The 22,184-nt window shown below is 34.9% G+C and carries 20 protein-coding genes; 5 read left to right on the forward strand and 15 right to left on the reverse strand.

What is annotated here, in order from left to right:
* Positions 1 to 7: 7 nt before the first annotated feature.
* Entirely contained in the window at positions 8 to 1,372 is a 1,365-nt protein-coding gene (locus CAN42_RS00845; protein WP_085875142.1) for an MATE family efflux transporter, read from the forward strand.
* Positions 1,373 to 1,432: 60 nt separating this feature from the next.
* Here CAN42_RS00845 and trxB read toward each other — a convergent pair whose 3' ends face one another.
* Positions 1,433 to 2,383 (reverse strand): thioredoxin-disulfide reductase, encoded by a 951-nt coding sequence (trxB, locus tag CAN42_RS00850; protein ID WP_085875143.1) that lies wholly within the window; start codon positions 2,381 to 2,383, stop codon positions 1,433 to 1,435.
* Between the two features lie 66 nt (positions 2,384 to 2,449).
* On the opposite strand from trxB, the gene CAN42_RS00855 reads away from it, so the two are divergent.
* Positions 2,450 to 3,337, forward strand: a complete 888-nt coding sequence (locus tag CAN42_RS00855) for a DUF2207 family protein (protein WP_085875144.1) — start codon at positions 2,450 to 2,452, stop codon at positions 3,335 to 3,337.
* A gap of 149 nt (positions 3,338 to 3,486) precedes the next feature.
* On the opposite strand, the gene CAN42_RS00860 is transcribed toward CAN42_RS00855, so the two are convergent.
* The 10 genes from CAN42_RS00860 to ftsE form a co-directional block, all read right to left on the reverse strand.
* Entirely contained in the window at positions 3,487 to 4,710 is a 1,224-nt protein-coding gene (locus CAN42_RS00860; RefSeq protein WP_085875082.1) for an IS110 family RNA-guided transposase, read from the reverse strand.
* 279 nt (positions 4,711 to 4,989) lie between these two features.
* Positions 4,990 to 5,511, reverse strand: a complete 522-nt coding sequence (locus CAN42_RS00865; protein WP_062571632.1) for a HutD family protein — start codon at positions 5,509 to 5,511, stop codon at positions 4,990 to 4,992.
* Entirely contained in the window at positions 5,512 to 6,528 is a 1,017-nt protein-coding gene (gene fni, locus CAN42_RS00870; protein WP_085875145.1) for a type 2 isopentenyl-diphosphate Delta-isomerase, read from the reverse strand. It abuts the gene before it with no gap.
* A gap of 47 nt (positions 6,529 to 6,575) precedes the next feature.
* A complete protein-coding gene (locus CAN42_RS00875; protein ID WP_085875146.1) occupies positions 6,576 to 7,544 on the reverse strand; it encodes a gluconeogenesis factor YvcK family protein in 969 nt (322 codons plus the stop codon).
* Positions 7,529 to 8,395: an RNase adapter RapZ gene (gene rapZ / locus CAN42_RS00880; protein WP_085875147.1), complete on the reverse strand. Its 867-nt coding sequence runs from the start codon at positions 8,393 to 8,395 to the stop codon at positions 7,529 to 7,531. Before rapZ ends, CAN42_RS00875 begins: the two co-directional genes overlap by 16 nt.
* A 22-nt stretch (positions 8,396 to 8,417) precedes the next feature.
* Positions 8,418 to 9,311 carry a UDP-N-acetylmuramate dehydrogenase gene (murB, locus tag CAN42_RS00885; protein ID WP_085875148.1) on the reverse strand — a complete coding sequence of 298 codons (894 nt, stop codon included), beginning with the start codon at positions 9,309 to 9,311 and terminating at the stop codon, positions 8,418 to 8,420.
* A gap of 1,057 nt (positions 9,312 to 10,368) precedes the next feature.
* Positions 10,369 to 11,538: a S41 family peptidase gene (locus CAN42_RS00890; protein ID WP_085875149.1), complete on the reverse strand. Its 1,170-nt coding sequence runs from the start codon at positions 11,536 to 11,538 to the stop codon at positions 10,369 to 10,371.
* Positions 11,538 to 12,779: a murein hydrolase activator EnvC family protein gene (locus tag CAN42_RS00895; protein WP_085875150.1), complete on the reverse strand. Its 1,242-nt coding sequence runs from the start codon at positions 12,777 to 12,779 to the stop codon at positions 11,538 to 11,540. The genes CAN42_RS00890 and CAN42_RS00895 overlap by 1 nt, the downstream gene beginning before the upstream one ends.
* 8 nt (positions 12,780 to 12,787) lie before the next feature.
* Positions 12,788 to 13,690 carry a permease-like cell division protein FtsX gene (gene ftsX / locus CAN42_RS00900; protein ID WP_085875151.1) on the reverse strand — a complete coding sequence of 301 codons (903 nt, stop codon included), beginning with the start codon at positions 13,688 to 13,690 and terminating at the stop codon, positions 12,788 to 12,790.
* Entirely contained in the window at positions 13,665 to 14,363 is a 699-nt protein-coding gene (gene ftsE, locus CAN42_RS00905; RefSeq protein WP_062571752.1) for a cell division ATP-binding protein FtsE, read from the reverse strand. Before ftsE ends, ftsX begins: the two co-directional genes overlap by 26 nt.
* A 216-nt stretch (positions 14,364 to 14,579) precedes the next feature.
* On the opposite strand from ftsE, the gene CAN42_RS00910 reads away from it, so the two are divergent.
* Positions 14,580 to 15,764 (forward strand): coenzyme F420-0:L-glutamate ligase, encoded by a 1,185-nt coding sequence (locus CAN42_RS00910; RefSeq protein WP_085875152.1) that lies wholly within the window; start codon positions 14,580 to 14,582, stop codon positions 15,762 to 15,764.
* A 529-nt stretch (positions 15,765 to 16,293) separates the two neighbouring features.
* On the opposite strand, the gene CAN42_RS00915 is transcribed toward CAN42_RS00910, so the two are convergent.
* Positions 16,294 to 17,517 carry an IS110 family RNA-guided transposase gene (locus tag CAN42_RS00915; RefSeq protein WP_085875082.1) on the reverse strand — a complete coding sequence of 408 codons (1,224 nt, stop codon included), beginning with the start codon at positions 17,515 to 17,517 and terminating at the stop codon, positions 16,294 to 16,296.
* Between the two features lie 286 nt (positions 17,518 to 17,803).
* Entirely contained in the window at positions 17,804 to 18,070 is a 267-nt protein-coding gene (locus CAN42_RS00920; RefSeq protein ID WP_062571754.1) for a Veg family protein, read from the reverse strand.
* 320 nt (positions 18,071 to 18,390) lie between these two features.
* Between CAN42_RS00920 and mnmA the strand changes: the two genes are divergently transcribed.
* Together mnmA and CAN42_RS00930 are read left to right on the forward strand one after the other, a co-directional pair.
* Positions 18,391 to 19,452 (forward strand): tRNA 2-thiouridine(34) synthase MnmA, encoded by a 1,062-nt coding sequence (gene mnmA, locus CAN42_RS00925; RefSeq protein ID WP_062571755.1) that lies wholly within the window; start codon positions 18,391 to 18,393, stop codon positions 19,450 to 19,452.
* Positions 19,453 to 19,467: 15 nt separating this feature from the next.
* Positions 19,468 to 20,100, forward strand: a complete 633-nt coding sequence (locus tag CAN42_RS00930; RefSeq protein ID WP_085875153.1) for a 50S ribosomal protein L25 — start codon at positions 19,468 to 19,470, stop codon at positions 20,098 to 20,100.
* 113 nt (positions 20,101 to 20,213) lie between these two features.
* On the opposite strand, the gene CAN42_RS00935 is transcribed toward CAN42_RS00930, so the two are convergent.
* Positions 20,214 to 20,894, reverse strand: coding sequence for an HAD family hydrolase (locus CAN42_RS00935; RefSeq protein WP_085875154.1), 681 nt, complete (start codon positions 20,892 to 20,894; stop codon positions 20,214 to 20,216).
* An 82-nt stretch (positions 20,895 to 20,976) separates the two neighbouring features.
* Entirely contained in the window at positions 20,977 to 22,179 is a 1,203-nt protein-coding gene (bioA, locus tag CAN42_RS00940) for an adenosylmethionine--8-amino-7-oxononanoate transaminase (protein ID WP_085875155.1), read from the reverse strand.
* Positions 22,180 to 22,184: the final 5 nt, after the last annotated feature.

The raw sequence follows: 22,184 nt of genomic DNA on the forward strand, positions 1-22,184 counted from the left end.
TATAAAATTGAAAAACAAATCAATATCAAATGTTGAAAAAAATTTAATGACTTCGGGATCTATTTGGAAGACAATCTTGTTCTTCTCCCTTCCCTTAATTCTTGGAAATATTCTCCAACAAACCTACAACACCATCGACTCTATGATCGTTGGCAATTACCTCGGAAGGTATGCCTTGGCAGCAGTTGGGTCAAGCACTCCTCTTATTAATCTCTTGATTTCTTTTAGTCAAGGGATTGCTGTGGGTTGTGGAATTTTAGTTTCTCAATCTATGGGTGGAGCCAATCAAAAGGAAATGAAACTTGCCGTCCACACTTCTCTTTCCATAGCTCTTCTTCTTGGACTTTTAATTTCTCTTATGGGATATGCATTCGCTCCTTGGCTCTTGAAGCAAATGGATACACCAGCAGAAGTTATGGAAGAGTCCATTACTTATCTTAGAATTTTTTCCTTTGGTCTTGTCTTTAATATTATTTACAATATGGAAGCAGGCATCTTAAATGCTGTGGGAAATTCAAAGAGGTCCCTCTTGTATCTTGGCATTGCTTCTGCTACTAATGTTATCTTGGACTTTTTATTTATTAAAAGCTTCGGACTTGGAGTTGAAGGGGCCGCTATTGCAACAAATATTAGTCAGGCCCTTTCAGCCCTACTTGCCCTCATATTTTTAATTAGGGTGCCAGAAATTTACAAGGTCCGTCTTTCAAAATTAAAAATTCACAAGGACATGGCTCTTAGGATTTTAAAAGTTGGAATCCCAACTGCTATTCAAAACACAGTTATTTCTCTTTCCAACGTGATTATGCAGTCCTCTGTCAATGTCTTTGGTGCCCTACCCATGGCAGGTTTTGGTGCCTTTATAAAAATCGACGGCTTTAACATCTTGCCTGTATTAAGTCTTAGCATGGCAATTACAACTTTTGTCGGTCAAAATTATGGGGCAGGACAAATGGAAAGGATCAAGAAGGGCATGTGGACCACTCTCATAATGACGGTCCTTTATACTCTCATAAGTGGCAGTCTCCTTTTCCATTTTTCGCCAAAACTAATTGGTCTCTTCACCAAGGATGCAAGAGTAATCGAGGCCGGAGTCCTTGCAAGTAGATTCTTATGTCCCTTCTACTTCTTGCTTGCCATCTTGCACTCACTTGCAGGTACAGTGAGGGGAACTGGAAAAACTATTCCACCAATGATAATTCTTTTGTTGTCACTTTGTTTATTTAGGATAATGGCAGCGAAGTTTGTCATCCCACATTATCACACTATAGAAAATGTCTACAGACTTTACCCAATCTCCTGGCTTATTGGGGTCATATTAATTATTGGCTACACAATAAAGGTTGACTGGATTCAAGAAAATAAAATTTCATAAAAATAAAAGCATTGATTGAACTCTGAACTCAACCAATGCTTTTTTATTGCATAACAATTTTTAATTTTCTTTAAAACCTTCGTAAAGATTTCCTTCAGCTTCGTCAATATATTTTTGAGCATTCATAGCTGCAACTGCACCATCGCCTGCTGCGTTTACAACTTGACGAACAGTCTTCTTCCTAATGTCTCCAGCTGCAAAAACCCCTGGTACATTAGTCCTCATTTCATCATCAGTCTTAATGTAGCCATCATCTGTTAATTCTACCTTGCCCTTGAACATTTCTGTACTTGGGATATAACCAATGAAGACAAAAATTCCAAAAGGTTCGTCAGACTTAATTGATCTCTCTTCACCTGTTTTTGTATCTTTAAGAATCATTTCATTTACAATCTTATCGCCCTTTATTTCCTTAACAGTTGTGTTCCAGATAAAATCAATTTTGTCGTTGTTAAAGGCTTGCTCTTGAAGAACCTTTGAAGCCCTAAGCTCATCTCTTCTGTGGATGATGTAAACCTTCTTTGCAAAGTTTGTGATGAAAAGTGCTTCTTGAACAGCAGAGTCGCCGCCACCAACTACATAGACAACTTCATCTTCATAGAAAGCTGCGTCACAAGTTGAACAATAGCTTACGCCACGTCCCTTGTATTCCTTTTCTCCAGGTGCACCAATCTCTCTTGGAGATGCACCAGTTGCAATGATAACTGCCTTAGCTTCATAAGAGTCAACATAGCCCTTGATTTTTTTCACTTCTCCATCAAGTTCCATATCTTCAACTTGGTCCATGATGATTTCTGCACCAAACTTCTTAGCTTGGTTTGCCATTCTCTTGCCAAGTTCAACACCATCTATGGAATCAATGCCTGGATAGTTTTCCACTTGAGTTGTTTCGGCGATTTGACCGCCTTCAATGCCCTTTTCTATGATTAAAGTTTTCTTTTTACTTCTTGCTGCATAAAGACCTGCAGTTAAACCTGCTGGACCTCCACCAATTATTATAATATCGTACATTCTATCCCTCCAATTCTTATTATACCCAAAAATATATTTTTGTATATAATAGAGATAGGTGATTAAATGGAATTAAAAATGAACTTTTCAACTACATACTTTTTTATTATAAATGTCTTGATTATTATCCTATCCTTCTTTATGTTTTACCTTCTCAATAAGAAAAAAACATATGAGACCGATAAAGATGTGGATTTAAATTATTATGAAAAGGCCTACCTCTACAAGGGCCCAAACTTTATCTACAACCCCATCATCGCTATGATCCTAAGAGCCAAGGCTCATGGGAATATTGAGATTGAAAAAAATATTTATAAGAACAAGCGAGGAGAAGAAAAAGTTGAATATATATTAAAGAACTTAAAAGAGTCAGGACTTAGCCTTGGAGAGAAAAAACTTTTTGAAACTCTCTTTTCCCTTGAGGGTGGATCTTCAATTTCCACAAGACAAATGGATAAGTTGAGAAGGACTGAAGCAGATAACTACAACAAGAAGTTCAACGACTTTATCTACTTCCTAGAAGATGAAATGATGAAGAAGAAACTCTACACAAGAGAAAAAAATACATTTAAGATTTTTATAGCCTTTGTAGTTTATTCAATTTTATTTTTTGTAGGGATTGTGACAGTTTACAACGAAAGATTTTTTGGAATCGCAAGCATAGTCCTCTCACTTTTCTTTTACGTCTACCTAATCAAATCCTTCTCCAAGATGACAGATCTAGGCAACAAAAAGTTTAGAGAATTAGAAAATCTTGAAGAAGGGTTAAAGGCTGGAAGAGGATTAAATGAAGAGGACTTTCTAGCAGCTCTTGGCTTTGGACTAAAATATGAAATTACGAAAGATATTTGCCAAAAGCTCCATGACAAGGCATACGAAACCTATCTCGATGAAGACTTTTATAAGACCTTTAAGACTGCCCTCGTAGGCGACCACTTACTAGTGAGAAACTAAATAAAAATTTGCATTAAAACCTGCTAACAAAAGTCAAGCTTAACCTGAAATTAATTTCAGGTTATTTGATTGTTTGAGTAATTAAATTAGCGCATGGCAAACAAACCGAGTGTAATCAATCGGCTTGCTTTTTAGTGTTATTCTAAATCTTATGCTACTTTTAATTCTTGTTTCTGGGCTTTTGATTCCATAACTCTTGCATAGTAGATTCTTAAGAATTTGTTTAATCCTGCAAATTTACAAACTTTTTTGGCTTTTCCTTCTTTTTCTTTTTTTATCATGTAATTATATATTTCGTTTTCTGGATTTTTCGAACTCATCATACATTTCATGGCTTGATAGCCTACTTTTCTTAGTATTGCATTTCCTCTTTTGCTTATTTTTCTTTGATCTGCTTTAAAGTTTCCTGATTCGTATGGTGGTGCGTCTATTCCTATGAAGGATATTAGGCTTTTTTTATTTTTAAATTTTCTTAGGTCTCCAAGTTCTGCTACTATTTGTACTGCTAATTTTTCTGATATGCCTGAAAATTTTTTTGCTTCTTGATATTCTTCTAGGGGCTCGGATATTTCTATCATTTGTGATAAAATATTTTTTAGAATCTGATTTATTTGTTTTATCAGGTTTATTCCTTCTCTGATATTCGTTTCTATTTTTGAGTTATGGGAAGGTTGTGTTGAGATACTATCTTCTGCTATTTTGTAAATGGCTTTTGCTTTGTTTACATTTGGATGGTATCTCTTTTCTTTTGCCCAAGTTTTGTATTCTTCTACAAATTCTTCTTCTGTGTTTTCTATTATTAGGTCTTTATGCCACCATTTTTCTAGAAAGTCTAATAGTTTGTCTTTTGAAAAGTCTCCTGAATTATGTGGTATTAGTTTTTTTATTCCTGGAAATGTTTGATGTATTGTTTGATCTATGTAGTTCATTTGATTGATTCTTAGATTCATATAATGTTGGTAGTTTCTGTTTAATTCTTTTAGGACTCTGTAGTTCTCTTTATCTATTTTGTATTCTTCTAATTCTTTCCAATACATTAGTCCATATTCTGCTATTTGTTTTGCATCTATCTTGTCATTTTTTGCTTTCCTAAAGTTTAATGCTCTACAGAATTGTTTCATTTTTAATGGATTTATTACTGTTACAAAGTAGCCTCTATCTTTTAATTCATAAAGTATTGGTAGATGATATTTTCCTGTTGCTTCCATTGTTATTTTTATTTCTTCTTTTAATTTTTCTAGTTTCTCTATTAATTTTTCTATTTCTGTTTTGTTTAGAGAAACATCGAAGGGTTTCCAAATTATTTTGCTTCCTTGTTCTAATGCACAAACTGTTATTTTCTCTTTTGATATGTCTATTCCTACAGATATCATATTTTTTCCTTCTTTCTTTTTATTTTGTAGTTTCTACCTGCACCATTACACTCATTTTAGCTTGTGACACGGGCGCTTTGCCCAACCTGCTTAACCGAATATGAATAATGAAAAGGTAGTTGACAGTTTTTATGGCGGATGTTTAAACCCTAAAACAGCCTCGTCATACTACTTCTTCATTATACAAAAATAGTGCAAGATAGGAATTACTTCCTTTCTTACACTATTTATGGTACTAAAAAACTGTGATTGGCTCACAGTTTCTTTTTTTATAAAATTTTAAAATTCACAAATTATTATTTTCCCTTGACCTTCTATTTTTATTTTCTCTTCTTCTAGGTAGATGGCTGAGAATTTTTCAAAGACTTTGCCTTGGACCCTTAATTCTGAATCGTAATTAAAAATCACTGCCCTCTTGTCTGCCTTAAAGTCAAAATTATTTATATTTAAGGAGAACATCTTGGCTTCTTGTCCCTTCTTATAAATTAGGTTGAAGTCTCTAACATCGCCTGATGATTTTGTGGAGTGGTCTCCGTCAAAAAATAAAACTTCAAAGGGATTTAATTTAAATTTATTTCCATCACTTTCAATATCCATTACATTGTCAATTGGTGTGATGTATCTGTAAAAACCTGTGTAAGGTGTGTAAACTGATTCCTTGTCCTTGCAAGTTGCTGTTGAAATTCTAAAGTCAAAGTTCTTTTCGCCAACACTTGCTCCTTCTGGATAGATGAAAACTTCTGTTGTAACACCTGCAGACCAATTTGAATCTTTAAATTCTTCTTTTTTTATAAATTTCATTTAGTCCTCCAACAATTCTCTTAGCTTTCCAGTCACCTTGTAGTCAACTTTTTGAAGTTCAGAAATATTTCTTACTCCATTTAACATCATAAGTGCCTTTGTCTTTTCCATTAGTCCGTCAATGTATCTTAAGGTGTATTCGTATCCACCACGAATAATGTATGAAAGAATTTCGCCACTAATTGCTGTCATATCTGCTCCAAGGCAAAGGCTCTTTATTAGATCCACAGAAGTTTTTATTCCACCTGATGCTATTAAAAACATATCATCGTAGGCAAGTTTCTTTGCTTCAATTAAACTTAAGGCTGTTGGAATTCCCCAAGAAAATAAATCTGAGATATCTGCATTGGGTTCTCTTAGGTTTTCAATTTCGAAAAAGTTTGAGCCACCGTAACCAGATATATCTACATACTTAACTCCAACATCGTGAAGCTTCTTTACAGTTTTTTGTGACATTCCAAAGCCAACTTCTTTTACGATTACAGGGACTTCAGAAGTCTTTACAATTTTTTCTATGTTATTTAAAATTCCACGAAAGTTTCTCTCCCCTTCGACTTGTACAAGTTCTTGGGCTGGGTTTAAGTGGATTTGAATTGCATCTGCCCTTAAGAGTTCAACCGCTAACTTTGCATCTTCAGTACTAGCAAATCCAGATAGGTTTGAGATTACAATTCCATCTTTTATTATTTCCCTTACAATTTCAAAGGACTTTCTTGAGTCTTCGTCTTCTAGGGCAATAGTTTGTGATCCCACAGCCATAGGAAGGTCGTACTCCACTGCCACATTTGCAAGAGATCTATTTATTTCCTCTGAAAGACTTGAGCCACCAGTCATGGCATTTATCATCAATGGAAATTTTACTTTCTTATCTAAAAAATTAAGACTTGTATCAATTTCATCATAATTTATCTCTGGGAGAGAGTCATTGTACAAAAAGATATCAGAAAAAAGTGGGTCGCCAACATAAGTTGAGCGAAGAAAATTTTCTATATGTTCTGTCTTTCTATATTTCCTCATTGTATCCTCCTTTATAACAAATAAATAATAACATCTTTAAATTTTTTTTACAAGAAAGGACTTCTAAAAATGCTGGTCCCTATCTTGTCGCCGTCATGCCTTATAAAGCCGTCCTTAATTTCTATGAACTCGCCCTCTGTGAGCTTGACATTTTTTTCCTTAAAATATTTTTTATCTTCTTCTGTGGCAAAGATTGGACTTGATTCGTCCTTGTTGTAGTAGTATTGATAAATTTCATCTGTTGCCCTAAGGTCATTGGCTATGACTTCATCAATAAATTCGTAGCTAGAGTGTTTTAAAATTGCCTCGAAGTGGTCCTTCAAGGAATAATTTTTTGTTTCTCCCTTTTGGGTCATGGCATTGGCAATATAAATAACCCTGGCATTTGTATCTCTTAGAGCTTCATTGATTCCTCCAACTAAAAAATTCGGGATAATAGAAGTGTAAAGTGATCCCGGTCCAATTATAACGATATCAGATGATAAAATTGCTTCAAGAGCATCTTCATTCGCACTTGGATAGCGGGGAATCATAGACATCTTTTTGATTTTTGTGTTTAGCCTGTAGCACATTTTGGGAATGTAGGACTCTCCCACAACCTTATCCTTGGACTCGAACTCTGCAACAAGATGAGTTTCATCAAGAGTCACCGGTATCACCTTGCCTGTTACGTTAAATACACTAGACATTTCAAGAAGAGCCTTGTCAAAGGACCCAAAAATATCAGTGAGTGCTGCAATTAAAATATTGCCCACATTTTGGTCTTTTAAGGATCCTGACTTAAACCTGTAGCTCAACAAGTCCCTCATGGTCTTGTCAGTGTTGGAAAGAGCAATGAGGCACCTTCTCACATCTCCTGGTGGAAGGATATTTAGTTCCTCTCTTAAGATTCCACTTCCCCCACCATCATCAGACATAGAGACAACAGCAGAAATATTTGTAGTAAAATCTTTTAGTCCACGCAAAATAGTGGAGATGCCTGTACCTCCACCTAGGACTGCTATCTTTTTTTCCATAAATTTTTCTCCATATCCCTGTGGGTTACATAGGTGGACTTGTACTCTTCCTTGAGGATCCTGCCTATCTCTTCAGCTATGGCAACAGACCTGTGAAAGCCTCCAGTGCAACCTATCCCAATTGTAAGAACCCTCTTTTGCTCTGCCATATAGTTGGGAATCAAAAACTTCAAGAGGTCTATGGTCTTATCTATAAATTCTCTTGTGACATCCCACTTCATAACAAAGTCCTTAACTTCTTCAGTATTTCCATTTAAATCTTTAAGCTCTTTTATATAAAAAGGATTTGGCAAAAACCTCACGTCAAAGACAAGGTCAGCGTCCTTTAAAATGCCAGATTTAAAACCAAAACTTGTGACCTCAATGGCAAAATTGTCCTTCTCGTCATAAGAAACAAAGGCCATAAGTTGCTTCCTCAAATTTTTTGTAGAAAGTCCTGAAGTGTCAATTACAAAGTCAGCACTCTCCTTGATCTTCGAAAGAGTTGCTTCTTCAAAATTATAACCATCAACAATGGACCTATTCATAGGGTGGGGTCTTCTAAGTTCCTTGTATCTTGCAATAATAGTTTCCATATCAGCATAGAGAAACAAGAGCCTGATTTTTAAATTCATTCCCTTTAACTCTTCGTAGGCAGAATAAAAATCGTTGAAGAGTTCACCACTCCTCATATCTACAACAGCAGCTACCTTTTCAAAATTCTTGCTCTTTGCATCAAGGGCAATGTTGCAAAACTTTGGCAAAAGGGCTGGTGCAAGATTATCCATGGCATAGTAGCCAAGGTCCTCAAAGACATCAAGAGCATAGGACTTGCCCGATCCACTCATTCCAGTAATAATTATAATTTCCATTTAATCACCAACTTAAAGACACTTAGTCACCAATAATTTTAACTTCTCTCTCCAAAGTCACGCCAAACTTATCATGAACAACTTTTTGAACTATTTCAATAGTTTCAAGTACATCTTGGGCTGTAGCCTTATTCTTATTTACAACGAAGCCACAGTGCTTTTCGCTAATGCCAGCCCCCTTGTGGGTAAAGCCTCTTAGGCCAGAATCATCAATTAATTTCCCAGCAAAATAACCTGTAGGTCTCTTAAAAGTCGAACCAGCAGAAGGCATATCAAGAGGTTGCTTGTCAGCCCTTCTTTGGTCAAAGTCCTCATACTTTTCTCTTATTTCATTCTTATCTCCATCTTCAAGAGAGAAGGTCGCACCAAGGACAATTAAGTCCCTCTCTTGGACAAGAGAATGCCTGTAAGAAAAGTTCATCTCATCACCAGGAACTTCAATAACCTTTAAATCTTCATCAAGAAGTCTCACGCTCTTTACAACATTTTTAATCTCTCCGTCATAGGCACCAGCATTCATAACAATGGCACCACCAAGAGAGCCTGGAATACCGTGAGCAAACTCAAGACCTGTAAGGGAATTTTCCATGGCAAACTCGCTGATTTTTTTCATACTTGCACCAGTTCCTGCATAAATTTCCTTATCAGAAACTTTTTTAACATCATTTAACTTGTTTTTAAGCTTGATGATAATACCGTCAAAACCCTTGTCCCTTACAATGATGTTAGTGCAGTTGCCAAGAATATAATATTTGTAATTATTTTTTTTAATAGATTTTAAAATTTCCACAAGAGCCACTTCATCATTAGGCTTAATGAGAAGCTTAGCAGGACCGCCAACACAAAAAGAAGTGTGGTTCTTCATAGGCTCATAGTAGAAAAAATCTCCCAAATTTTCATTTATATCAAATAACATAGAACACCTCAATTAAATACTAAGTCAATTATAACATTGAAAGAGGGGAAAAGAAAAAGTTTTAAAAATGTCTTTAAAAGCTAAAGCTTTTACATTTCTTTAAAAAATTTTATCTTTAACTAATTTTTTCTAAAACCTAAAGTTTTAATTCTTCTCTTGGAGGGGACTTATACCCATTCGGGCACGAGTGGCTTATTCGTTCGCCCTTGCCTGTGCCTGTGTGGCATCCCCCTCCGGGCCACCCCCCCCCCAACACCTTCAACGACCTGGCAGGGGCCTTTGTCACCAACCCCGAGCGGCAGACATCTTTTTTTTGCAGTAGAACACAAATTGTCGCAAGCTCCAATTTGCGAACTGACCTACCATCAATTTGCTACGCAAATTGGGTTAGGTCATGTCAACTCGCATCGCTCAAACATTGAAATTTTTTAACGTCTCCGAAATTTTTGCTTACTGCCTTATTAGCTTGCGATTTATTGGCAAACTTTACAAACTCATAAGCCTTCAACAAGTTGGGCACTATTGCCAAGCTCACAACTGCATATAAAGTTACAAAAAAATAAAGCCTAATCAAAAATTATTAAGCTTTAACTTTTTATGAGTTTACATTTATTTGTGAAGTTATCATTTTCTATGACTTCATAAGAAACAACAACTTCATAATTAGTTACAAGGTTATAAGATGTAATCACTTCATAAAGAATTACAACTTATCCCATAAGCCGCGAGCTAATCAAGTGCATCTAATGAGCAAAAAAATCGGTTATGCGTTAAAAATTTTCAACTGTTTGAATTCGCGAAGCGAATGAGTTTTGAAAATTTAGCATGACCGATTTTTTTGGACTCAACGTACGTGGGGTGAAGGGGGTGGTTTGGAGGGGCAAGGGGCCTCACGATGCCCCTAAGCCCCTCCAATATTGATTCGTAAAGCTCTGCTTTACAAAAACTAATTTAAAAATAAAAACTTTATCAGAAAATAAAAATTATAAAACCCTTTTTAAAATAATTTTCACGAAAAAAGCAGCCTTTCTCTGGCTGCTTTAATCCTTCTTAAATTTTATTTTTCCTTCAATATCTCTAGGGCCTTTTGAAGTTGTGTATCTGTTTTGAGATAGTCTACTCCAATTCCCTTAACATTTTCTGGAAGGTTTACTTCTACGTCTGGTTTTATTCCTAATTTATTTATTGAGTCGCCACTTGGTGTGAAGTATTCTGAGGTTGTAAGTTTTAATCCATCTCCTTCTGGCAAGGCTATTACATTTTGTACTACTCCCTTGCCATAGGTTTTCTTACCAACAATTTTTGCCCTATGAAGGTCGCTTATTGCTCCTGCCAAAATTTCTGATGCCGAAGCTGACCCTTCGTTAACAAGGACTACCATCTTGATGTCGTTGTACTTGTCGTCAGTTTTGTAGTCTTCTATGACTTCTCCCTTGTTGTTCTTCAAGGTTACGAAGTTTGTCTTTGGAAGAATTGCATCTCCAATTTCATAGGCTGAGTCCACAACTCCACCAGGGTTTCCCCTCATGTCTAGGACTATTCCCTTGACGCCTTCATCAGTGAGTTCTCTTAAAACTTTTTTGAAGTCCTTACCTGTCTCTTCGTCAAACATTGTTATACCAATGTAGCCATAGTCTCCAATTTTATTTTTTAATACAGAGTCGATTTTTATCTCTTCTCTTTTGATCTCAACTTCTTCTGTCTTTAGATTTTTCTTCTTTAAAATTAAAATCTTGACACTTGTACCTACCTCACCACGCATCTCCTTTGATGCCTGATCAATTTTGTCTGCAGAGAAGTCCTTGCCATTGATTTTTAAAATCTTGTCGCCGGACTCTATGCCAGCCCTATCAGCTGGTGAACCCTTTATAGGAGAAACTACTGTTACAGTTCCATCTTCTGCAGGAGAAATTATAACTCCAATGCCTTGGAACTTGCCTGTGGTTTGCTCTGACAATTTTTTCATCTCATCTTTTGTGAGATATTGTGAATAAGGATCTTCAAGTCCTGCGACTAGCCCCTTTAAAATTCCAGCCTCAAGATTTTCTTCTTTTATGTCCTTATTGTAGAGGTAGTTTTCCTTTAAATACTTTTCAAGTAAAACTACCTTTCCAAAATTTTCATTTGTAGCTAAAATACTTTTTACTGTGTATATTCTAGTAACAACAGCAGTTGTCAAAATTAAGATAACAACTGCTGCCACTTTTAAAAATTTATTTTTTTTCATTATACATATCCCAATGGATTTACTGGTGTTCCATTAACCCTAACCTCAAAGTGAAGATGTGGTCCTGTTGATAAACCTGTTGTACCAATAAAGGCCACAACATCTCCTGCTGATACAGAATCTCCTACTGACTTGTTAAGTGCAGAACAGTGAGCGTAAACTGTTACTGTGTCACCATGGTCTATCATTATTACATTTCCATAGCCACTCATAAGTCTTGATAAAATTACTGTACCTGACTTAGCTGCAACTATTGGCGTTCCACTTGGTGCCGGTATGTCTATACCTGAGTGGAATTTAGAATAGCCGAGAATTGGATGCTTTCTGTAACCAAAAGGTGAAGATATTGAGTAATGACCTGGCACCGGCCAAGTGTATGCTTGTCCATCTCTTGGTCTTGATGCAACACTTATGTTGCTGTTAACCCTATTTGTCCTATTAGATGAAGCCCTTTGAGCTCTTGCCTTTGCCTCATTTTCCCTTTTCTTTTGAACTTCAATTTCCTTTTGAAGTTTTAAAATTTCTAGATCTAGATTTTGCCAATCTGATTGAGCCTTTTCATATTCTAGCTTATAGGCATCAATATTTTTTTCAAGAACCTTCATATACTCATTCTTTGCATTAACTGCATCTTGATATCCTTGTCTTTCAGATTCAACAGCAGCCTTGCTAACAGAAAGTTTTTCTCTATCTACTTTTAATCTTTCTTCAGTGTTTTTTATAGTGTCGATTTGAGTCTTTATAAACTCAATAAGTTCTCTGTCAGCTCTTGCTATAGAAGAAATAATTTCGTTATTCCTAAGTAACTCTTCGATGTCTTTAGAGTTTAACAAAACTTCAATATAAGTGATATTGCCTCTCTTATACATTTCCCTTAATCTTGATCTTAGGGATTTCGTATTTGCTTCAAGATTTGCCTGAGCCTCTTGCATTTTTTTTTGATTTTCAGCTATATCTTGGTTGAGTTTATTAATTTCTTTTTCAAGTGATTGAATCTTGTTAGACTTCTCCAGAATCTTGGCATCTAAAGTTTCAATCTCATCAGAAATGGAGTCCTTTTCTGTTTCTGTGTTAGAAATATTAGTCTTTTGCTCCTTCATTTTTGAATTGATTTTTCTTTTTTGTTCAATTTTTTTATTTTTTTCAATAGTTAGAGTCTTAGAGCTCTTGGCAAAACTTGCACTTGGTGTAGCCATTATAGCAGCCAGGCAAATTGCAAGAATCTTTTTCTTACTATACATTCTTTCACCTACACATCTAAATACTTTTTAGTAGAGAATAAGGATCCAAAAAATCCAATTCCAACACCTATGCATAAAAATACAATATATAAGTCCATCCTAACAGATGCAGCTCTTATCATATCTACACCTGTAATATCATGGAGTTGTGGGTTTAACCTCTCAAAAATTATTCCATAAAGTCTCAGTGTCAAGAAACCTGATATGGCTGAACCGAGAATTCCAAAAATAATTCCATTTATTAAGAAGGGTCCCCTTATATAAGTATTAGTTGCCCCAACATACTTCATTATGTTTATTTCCTTTTCCTTGTTTGAAATAGCAATCTTAATTGTGTTGTGAATAATTAAAACAGAAATCAAAACTAGGATTAGAACAATTGCTGCTCCCACATACTTAACTCCATTTTGGATTTTCATCATTTGAGTTACAAAGTCATAGTAATAGTTGTGGTCTTCAACAATTGGAAGGTCCTTATACTTGTCTTCAATTTCCTTTCCATAGGAAAGCTCCTTCATCTCAACAGTTATAGAAGCTGGTAGAGGGTTCCCACCAGGAATATTATCTAGGATTGAAGAGTCTTCTCCAAAACCTTCTTTGAATTCCTCTAGGGCTTCTTCCTTAGAAACATAGGCAACCTTTTTTACCTTTTTATTTTCATCGAGCTTGTCAATAAAAGCATTTACATCCTTAGGCTTTGCATCGTCCTTTAAGAAGAATACAACCTTGTCTAACTTTTCTCCAGTTTGAAATACCAGTCCATTTAAATTCAAAATCATAAGCATAACTACACCAAAAAGTGTAAGCATTGCTGTAATGGAAATTACAGAAGTAAAGGACATAGTCTTATTTCTCCACAAACTTGAGAAGGCTTCTCTAACAAGATTAGAGAACTGTCTTATTACCTTCATAGTAACCTCCTTCCCTTATATCAGAAACAATAGCACCATGGTCTAGGGTCACTACCCTTTTATTAAACTTGTCTACAATATTAACTGCGTGAGTAGCCATTATAATAGTTTTCCCTGCATCATTAATATTTTTTAAGGCAGTCATAATATCCCAAGCAGTTGACTCATCAAGATTACCTGTTGGCTCATCACAAACTAAATAGCGAGCATCATTTACAATTGCTCTTGCAATGGCAACCCTTTGTGACTCTCCACCAGATAGCTCAGAAGGATAATTCTTTACCTTGTCGCTTAAGTTAACAAGGTCAAGAGCGTACTCAACTTTTTTATTTATTTCTTTTTTTGACTCTCCAAGAATTTCTAGGGCAAAGGCCACATTCTCAAAAACAGTTTTCTTTTCTAAAAGTCTAAAGTCTTGGAAGACAACAGAAATATTTCTCCTAAGTTTAGGAATCATATATTTTGAAATTTTAGTTATTTCATCATCGCCAATAAAAATTTTTCCACGATTAGCTTTTTCTTCTCTTATAAGAAGTTTTATCATAGTAGACTTCCCTGCACCTGATGGCCCAACTAAGAAAACAAAATCGCCACGTGGCACTTCAATATTTACATTTGATAGTGCAGCGACACCATTGTTGTATTCCTTATAAATATTTTCAAATTTTATCATAAAAACACCTTTCTATAATCTTAATCAATTATATTACAAAGTGGTTACAGATGTACAGTGAATTTATTAATTTCCCCAACAAAGCCTTGAAATAATAATATTTTTAAAGTCTTTAAAAATTTTTTTGAAATTTTTTAAAAAAATATTTTACATTTTATTATCCATCGTGTATAATTTTGAAGTAAAAAAGTAGTTTATTTAAATGTAGGAGGAATTATGCAAAGATACATTGGTACAGTAGTACGTGGAATCCGTACACCTATTGTAAAAAGTGGAGACAATCTAGTCGATATTGTCGTTGATTCCCTAGGAAAGGCTCTTGAATCAGAAAATATTTCTGTGAGAGACAAGGATATTGTTGCAGTAACAGAATCTTTAGTTGCAAGAGCACAAAACAACTATGTTACTATTGATGACATAGCAGAAGACATTAACAAAAAGTTCGACAAGGAAATTGGAATAGTATTCCCAATTCTTAGCCGTAACAGATTTTCAACAATCCTAAGGGGTATTGCAAAGTCAGGAAAGAAAATACATTTTCTTTTCTCCTACCCATCTGATGAAGTTGGAAATTCACTAATGGATCCAAGCCTTCTTTATGAAGCGAAGATCAACCCATTCACAGATGTCTTAGAAGAAAAAGATTACAGAAGAATCTTTGGTGAAGAAGTTAAACACGAATTTACAGGTATTGATTATGTAACTCTTTATAAGGAAATTTGTGGTGGCAACTGCGACATTCACTTCTCAAATGATCCTAAGACTATTCTAAATTACACAGATGAAGTTCTTATTGGATCAACTCACACAAGATTTTCAATAAAGAGACTTTTAAAAGACGAAGGAGCAAAAGTTGTTCTTGGTCTTGACGATATATTAAATGAATCCATTAATGGAAGTGGCTACAATCAAGAATTTGGTCTACTTGGATCAAACTTTGCATCTGACACTAGATTAAAGCTATTCCCAAGAAATGGAGAAACTTTTGTAAAAGAAGTTCAAAAGAAACTAATTGAAAAATACAATAAGCAAGTAGAAGTTATGATTTATGGCGACGGTGCCTTCAAGGATCCAGTTGGAAAAATTTGGGAACTTGCAGACCCAGTTGTATCACCTGCCCACACTGATGGACTTGCTGGTCAACCAAGCGAACTTAAAATCAAATACATTGCAGACACTGACTTAAAGGATATGGACACTGAACACGCAACTGCTGCAATGAAAGAAAAAATTTCTCACAAGCAAAAAGACCTTGTTGGAAAAGACGAAACACTTGGAACTACTCCTAGAAGAATCACTGACTTACTTGGAAGTCTTTGTGACCTTACAAGTGGATCAGGTGACAAGGGTACTCCAGTCATCTTTATCCAAGGTTACTTCGATAACTATGCAAGTGAATAATTTATAAAATTTTTGCCACCCTTAGGGGTGGCTTTTTTATTACAATTTTTTAATTTTTAATTCACTTCTTACACACTTCTATATAATAAAAAATCTTTAGTTTACTTTGGCAACTTCTACTTGCATCTTATTTCATTAAAGCAAATTTTTATACTCTCAATCCAAATAAAAACTTCAAAAATCTACTCTGTCATTTCTTTTTTTAATTTTCTAATTTTATACAAGTTAATAAAAGCTCACTAACTTATAAAAACTTATGGGCTCACAAGTTTTTATAACTTAATAAAAAAATATAAACTCATTAAAATTTATGACTTCATAGGGTCTTATGAGTTAATAAAAATAAATTATAAGCTTCGTAAGGATTAGCTAGGATAAAATAAATTTCTGTAATAAAAACCTGCTAACAAAAGTCAAGCTTAACCTGAAATTAATTTCAGGTTATTTGATTGTTTGAGTAATTAAATTAGCGCATGGCAAACAAACCGAGTGTAATCAATCGGCTTGCTTTTTAGTGTTATTCTAAATCTTATGCTACTTTTAATTCTTGTTTCTGGGCTTTTGATTCCATAACTCTTGCATAGTAGATTCTTAAGAATTTGTTTAATCCTGCAAATTTACAAACTTTTTTGGCTTTTCCTTCTTTTTCTTTTTTTATCATGTAATTATATATTTCGTTTTCTGGATTTTTCGAACTCATCATACATTTCATGGCTTGATAGCCTACTTTTCTTAGTATTGCATTTCCTCTTTTGCTTATTTTTCTTTGATCTGCTTTAAAGTTTCCTGATTCGTATGGTGGTGCGTCTATTCCTATGAAGGATATTAGGCTTTTTTTATTTTTAAATTTTCTTAGGTCTCCAAGTTCTGCTACTATTTGTACTGCTAATTTTTCTGATATGCCTGAAAATTTTTTTGCTTCTTGATATTCTTCTAGGGGCTCGGATATTTCTATCATTTGTGATAAAATATTTTTTAGAATCTGATTTATTTGTTTTATCAGGTTTATTCCTTCTCTGATATTCGTTTCTATTTTTGAGTTATGGGAAGGTTGTGTTGAGATACTATCTTCTGCTATTTTGTAAATGGCTTTTGCTTTGTTTACATTTGGATGGTATCTCTTTTCTTTTGCCCAAGTTTTGTATTCTTCTACAAATTCTTCTTCTGTGTTTTCTATTATTAGGTCTTTATGCCACCATTTTTCTAGAAAGTCTAATAGTTTGTCTTTTGAAAAGTCTCCTGAATTATGTGGTATTAGTTTTTTTATTCCTGGAAATGTTTGATGTATTGTTTGATCTATGTAGTTCATTTGATTGATTCTTAGATTCATATAATGTTGGTAGTTTCTGTTTAATTCTTTTAGGACTCTGTAGTTCTCTTTATCTATTTTGTATTCTTCTAATTCTTTCCAATACATTAGTCCATATTCTGCTATTTGTTTTGCATCTATCTTGTCATTTTTTGCTTTCCTAAAGTTTAATGCTCTACAGAATTGTTTCATTTTTAATGGATTTATTACTGTTACAAAGTAGCCTCTATCTTTTAATTCATAAAGTATTGGTAGATGATATTTTCCTGTTGCTTCCATTGTTATTTTTATTTCTTCTTTTAATTTTTCTAGTTTCTCTATTAATTTTTCTATTTCTGTTTTGTTTAGAGAAACATCGAAGGGTTTCCAAATTATTTTGCTTCCTTGTTCTAATGCACAAACTGTTATTTTCTCTTTTGATATGTCTATTCCTACAGATATCATATTTTTTCCTTCTTTCTTTTTATTTTGTAGTTTCTACCTGCACCATTACACTCATTTTAGCTTGTGACACGGGCGCTTTGCCCAACCTGCTTAACCGAATATGAATAATGAAAAGGTAGTTGACAGTTTTTATGGCGGATGTTTAAACCCTAAAACAGCCTCGTCATACTACTTCTTCATTATACAAAAATAGTGCAAGATAGGAATTACTTCCTTTCTTACACTATTTATGGTACTAAAAACAGGTGCCTTAACACCTGCCACAAATCTAAATATATAAAAGATTTTATGATATCATTTTTGCATCTTTATAAGCAACTTCTTCATCTAAAACTGTAACTTGAACTGTCGATGTCAATACGTCTGAATAAGTGTAGCTTGCAGTTACTAATTCTTCTCCATTAAAAACCTCAAGTACAAAAAGACTTGGGTAAGTTGCCTTTAGGATTCCCTTCCTTGTTACGATTTTTTTTCTGCCCTTGTTGGCTCTCACAATAACTTTCTTTCCTATGTGGTTCTCAAGTTCTCTCTTGATAATTTGCATTTGATTCATTCGACACCCATTCCTTCCAGAGCTTTAATATTAATTAATTATACATTAAAAAGCTATGTCTGTCAAATAAATCTATAATTTTACTCCATAGAAAAAATTTTGTCAATAAAATTTCTCTATTATTTTTAATTTTTCTTCAAAATATTTTTTATAAAATTTTTAAAAAAGGACAAGAATTTTTATGGACTAATTTTCGAAATAAAAATTTTTTATTTTCTCTTCAAATGTCTTACAAACTTGTATTTTCTTAAATAAAGGTGGATTTTTCCAAGCAACTATTGTATAATTATGTATTGTTATTGAGTGGATTGGAGGTATTGATGCAAGAAAAGAAAAAAGTCATTCTTGGAATGAGTGGCGGTGTGGATTCATCTGTTTCTGCAATTCTCTTAAAAGAGGCTGGCTATGATGTTACAGCTGTCTTTATGAGGAACTGGGCAGAAGATGATGGCATGTGCACTGCTCGAGAAGATTATATAGATGTTGTCTCTGTATGCTCTCAACTTGGCATTAAATATTTTACTGTCAACTTTGAAAAAGAATATAGAGATAGGGTTTTTTCTTATTTTCTAAGTGAATATAAAAAAGGCAGAACTCCAAATCCAGATGTTATGTGCAATACTGAAATTAAATTCAAGGCCTTCCTTGACTACGCAATGGATTTTGATGCTGATTATATTGCTATGGGTCACTATGCTAGGACTAAAAAAGTCGATGGCAAGACTTACCTCTTAAAGGGTTTAGATAATAATAAGGACCAGTCCTACTTTTTATCAAGAGTTAAGTCGGAAGCACTTGAAAAAACTCTCTTCCCTGTTGGTGATTTAACTAAGGATGAAGTAAGGCGCATCGCAGAAAAATATGAACTCTCAACTGCTTCTAAGAAGGATTCTACTGGAATCTGTTTCATTGGTGAAAGAGATTTCAATGAGTTTTTAGATCAATTCCTATTTACTAAGCCTGGTAAAATTGTGGACGAAAAGGGCAAGGTATTGGGAGAGCATTCCGGTCTTATGCACTACACCATTGGTCAAAGGCGTGGGATTGGTATTGGTGGCATTGGAAGTGGAGAACCCTTCTTTGTTGCTGATAAGGATTTAAAAAACAATCTTTTAATTGTGGCTCAAGGGATTAACAACCCCGTTCTTTATAGGGATGAGTTTGAAGTTGAAGATATTTTCTGGATTACAGAAAATCCTTCTCTTCCAGTGGATTTATCTGTTAAAATAAGATACAGGGCCAGTGATCAGGCTGCCACATTGGAAAAACAAAATGATAAATATGTTGTTAAACTGAAAAAACCACTTAAGGGTGTCACACCTGGTCAAGTGTGTGTTTTTTATCAAGGCGATGTTTGTCTTGGTTCAGGTATTATAAAATAATTTTTGGAGGTATATATGAAATTAGTTTTAAACAAAAGAGATGCTAAGGGTAAAAACAAGGTTGATAAACTAAGAGCTAATGGTGAAGTCCCAGGAGTTCTTTACTCAAAGGGTAAGGAAGCAAGAATGGTAAGTGGCCTTGAAAAAGATCTTTTAAAGGCTTATGAACAAGAAGGTTATTCAAACATTTTTGATGTCGAAATTGATGGCGAAAATACTTCTGTTCTTTTCAAAGAAGTTCAAATGCACCACATTAAAAATGCTATGGTTCACTTTGACCTATATGAAATCGACATGAACACAGAAATTTCTGTTGAAGTACCTATCGTTCTTGAAGGTAGAGATGAAGTTAAGGTTCAACCATCTTCATTAATTCAAGTACTAAACGAAGTTACTGTTACTTGTCTTCCAAAGTATCTTCCATCAGAAGCTATTGTAAATGTTGTTGAAATGCAAATTGGTGAAACTAAAACTATTGCTGACCTTGACATTTTCGGTAACGAAAACATCAAGATTGAACACCTTGAAGCTGATGAAGCTGTTGCTACTCTTGTTGAACCAACAGAAGAAAAAGAACCAGCTGAAGGCGCAGAAGAAGCTTCTGCAGAAGTTCCTACTGTTTCTGAAACTGAAGGAAAAGAAGAATAATAATTATTTAATAAATTTAAATATTATAAAAGGGCTCGTGGAGCCCTTATTTTTTTGCCCAAATTCATCGGGCTTTTTTGTTTAAGTTTTCAATAGCAGAAATATCTTATAGCTTATAAAAATTTCAAGACTTGGCTTGGCTCATCTATTATATTGTCTGTGTACTTGGCAAGCATTTCCCTTGACCCAGTACCACAAAGGACCCCAACCTTTAGGGTGCCTTCACCAAATACCATATCAACCCTTGAGTCCCCAACAATTATTATTTCCTTGTCTTCTAGCGAATACTTCTTTTTAAAAACTTCAAGACTCTCCTTGTTGGGCTTCTTCTTATAAATATCTGCAGCTGCATAGAAATCTATAAAGACATCAAGACCCAAGTATTCCATAGAATACTTGACCTGCCTATAATTATCTGATGTAAAAATCCCTATGATGATCCCCCTCTCTCTTAAGGATTCAAAAAGACTCCTTAAGTCGCAGGTTTCCCTTATGAATTTATTATTTGCCTTTAGATAATTCAAGAGGTGGTTGTCTAGATCTTTATAGATTTCATCTAAGTCTTCATCAAGATACTTTGAAAAAATTATCGCCAGGTCCATAGCAGTTTCTGAAGATAAAATTGAATTTTCTTCTACTCCGCCATCTTCCCTTATGCCAATTTCTTTGAAAAGTTTTCTCTTCTTCTTGTCATCTAAAATTTTATTTTCTAAAAATCCTACAATGGAATCAACCCAGCCTTCAGTAAACTGGAGGAGGGTTCCATCCTTGTCAAATAATATTGCCCTTATCATCTTTATTCCTTTCCAATTGTTATAAGTAAATTATAGCTTAAATTTCTCCAAAAGAAAAAGCCCTGAAGCTCAGGGCAAAATTTTATTTATTTTCAAACCATTCTTTCATAGTTCTCATTACTTTTCTTAGTTCCTCTTCCTTAATTACATAGGGAACCATTGAGTAAATGTATTTCACAAAGGGCCTTGCAAAGACTCCTCTTTCATAGGCGAACTCTTGGAAGCCTTCTATGTCCTTGCCATCCTTTACTTCAATGCAGACGCAAGCTCCCATGATCCTAACTTCTTCAATCTTGTCATGAGTGAAGCCTTCCATCTCTTCTCTTTCAACTTCTTCAATCCTCTTTACCTTGCTCATAAAGTCCTCTTCTTGGAAGATTTCAAGACACTTTGATGCCACTGTGCAGGCTAGGGGATTTCCCATGAAGGTTGGTCCATGCATAAGGGCATGTCTTGGGTCATCATCGTAAAAGGCATCGAAGACCTTCTTGCTTGCAACTGTAGCTGCATGGCCCAGGTAACCACCTGTAAGGGCCTTTCCCAAGCATATTATGTCTGGTAGGACTAAGTCTGCCACAAACCTGTTGCCAGTCCTTCCAAAGCCTGTTGCGACTTCGTCAAAGATAAGTAGGACATTATGCTTATCGCAAAGTTCCCTTGCTCTTTCTAAGAAAGAAAGGTCATACATCCTCATTCCGCCAGCCCCTTGTAAAAGTGGTTCAACTATAAAGGAGTTTAACTTGTCCCCATATTTTTCAAAGGCATCTTCAAGGGCATCAATTTCTGTTGGAATATTTACCACATACTTGCTCTTGCCATAGGCTTCTAGGACAAAATGGTAGTCTTCATCGTCGCCAACTTCCATAGTCTTGAAGGTATCTCCATGGTAGGCATGAGTCAAGGCAAGTATCATGGTCCTGCCACTTTCTCCCTTGTTCATATAGTATTGAAGAGCCATCTTTAGGGCAACTTCCACTGCCACAGATCCTGAATCAGAGAAGAAGGGATAGTCCAAGTCCCCTGGCAAGAAGTCCTTTAATTGGTTGGAGAGTCTTTCTACTGGCTCGTGTGTTAATCCTCCCAACATTACATGAGAAAACTTCTTCACTTGCCCTATAAGGGCTTCATTTATCTTTTCATTTTTGTAGCCATAGATTGTAGACCACCAAGATGAAACTGAGTCAATCATTTTCTTGTCCTCAGTATAAAGGTAAACCCCCTTAGCATCTACAATCTTATAGGGTGGCTTCATAGTCTTTAACTGTTCGTATGGATACCAAATCATTTTAT

The sequence above is a fragment of the Peptoniphilus vaginalis genome (assembly GCF_900176605.1).
Lineage (GTDB): Bacteria > Bacillota > Clostridia > Tissierellales > Peptoniphilaceae > Peptoniphilus_A > Peptoniphilus_A vaginalis.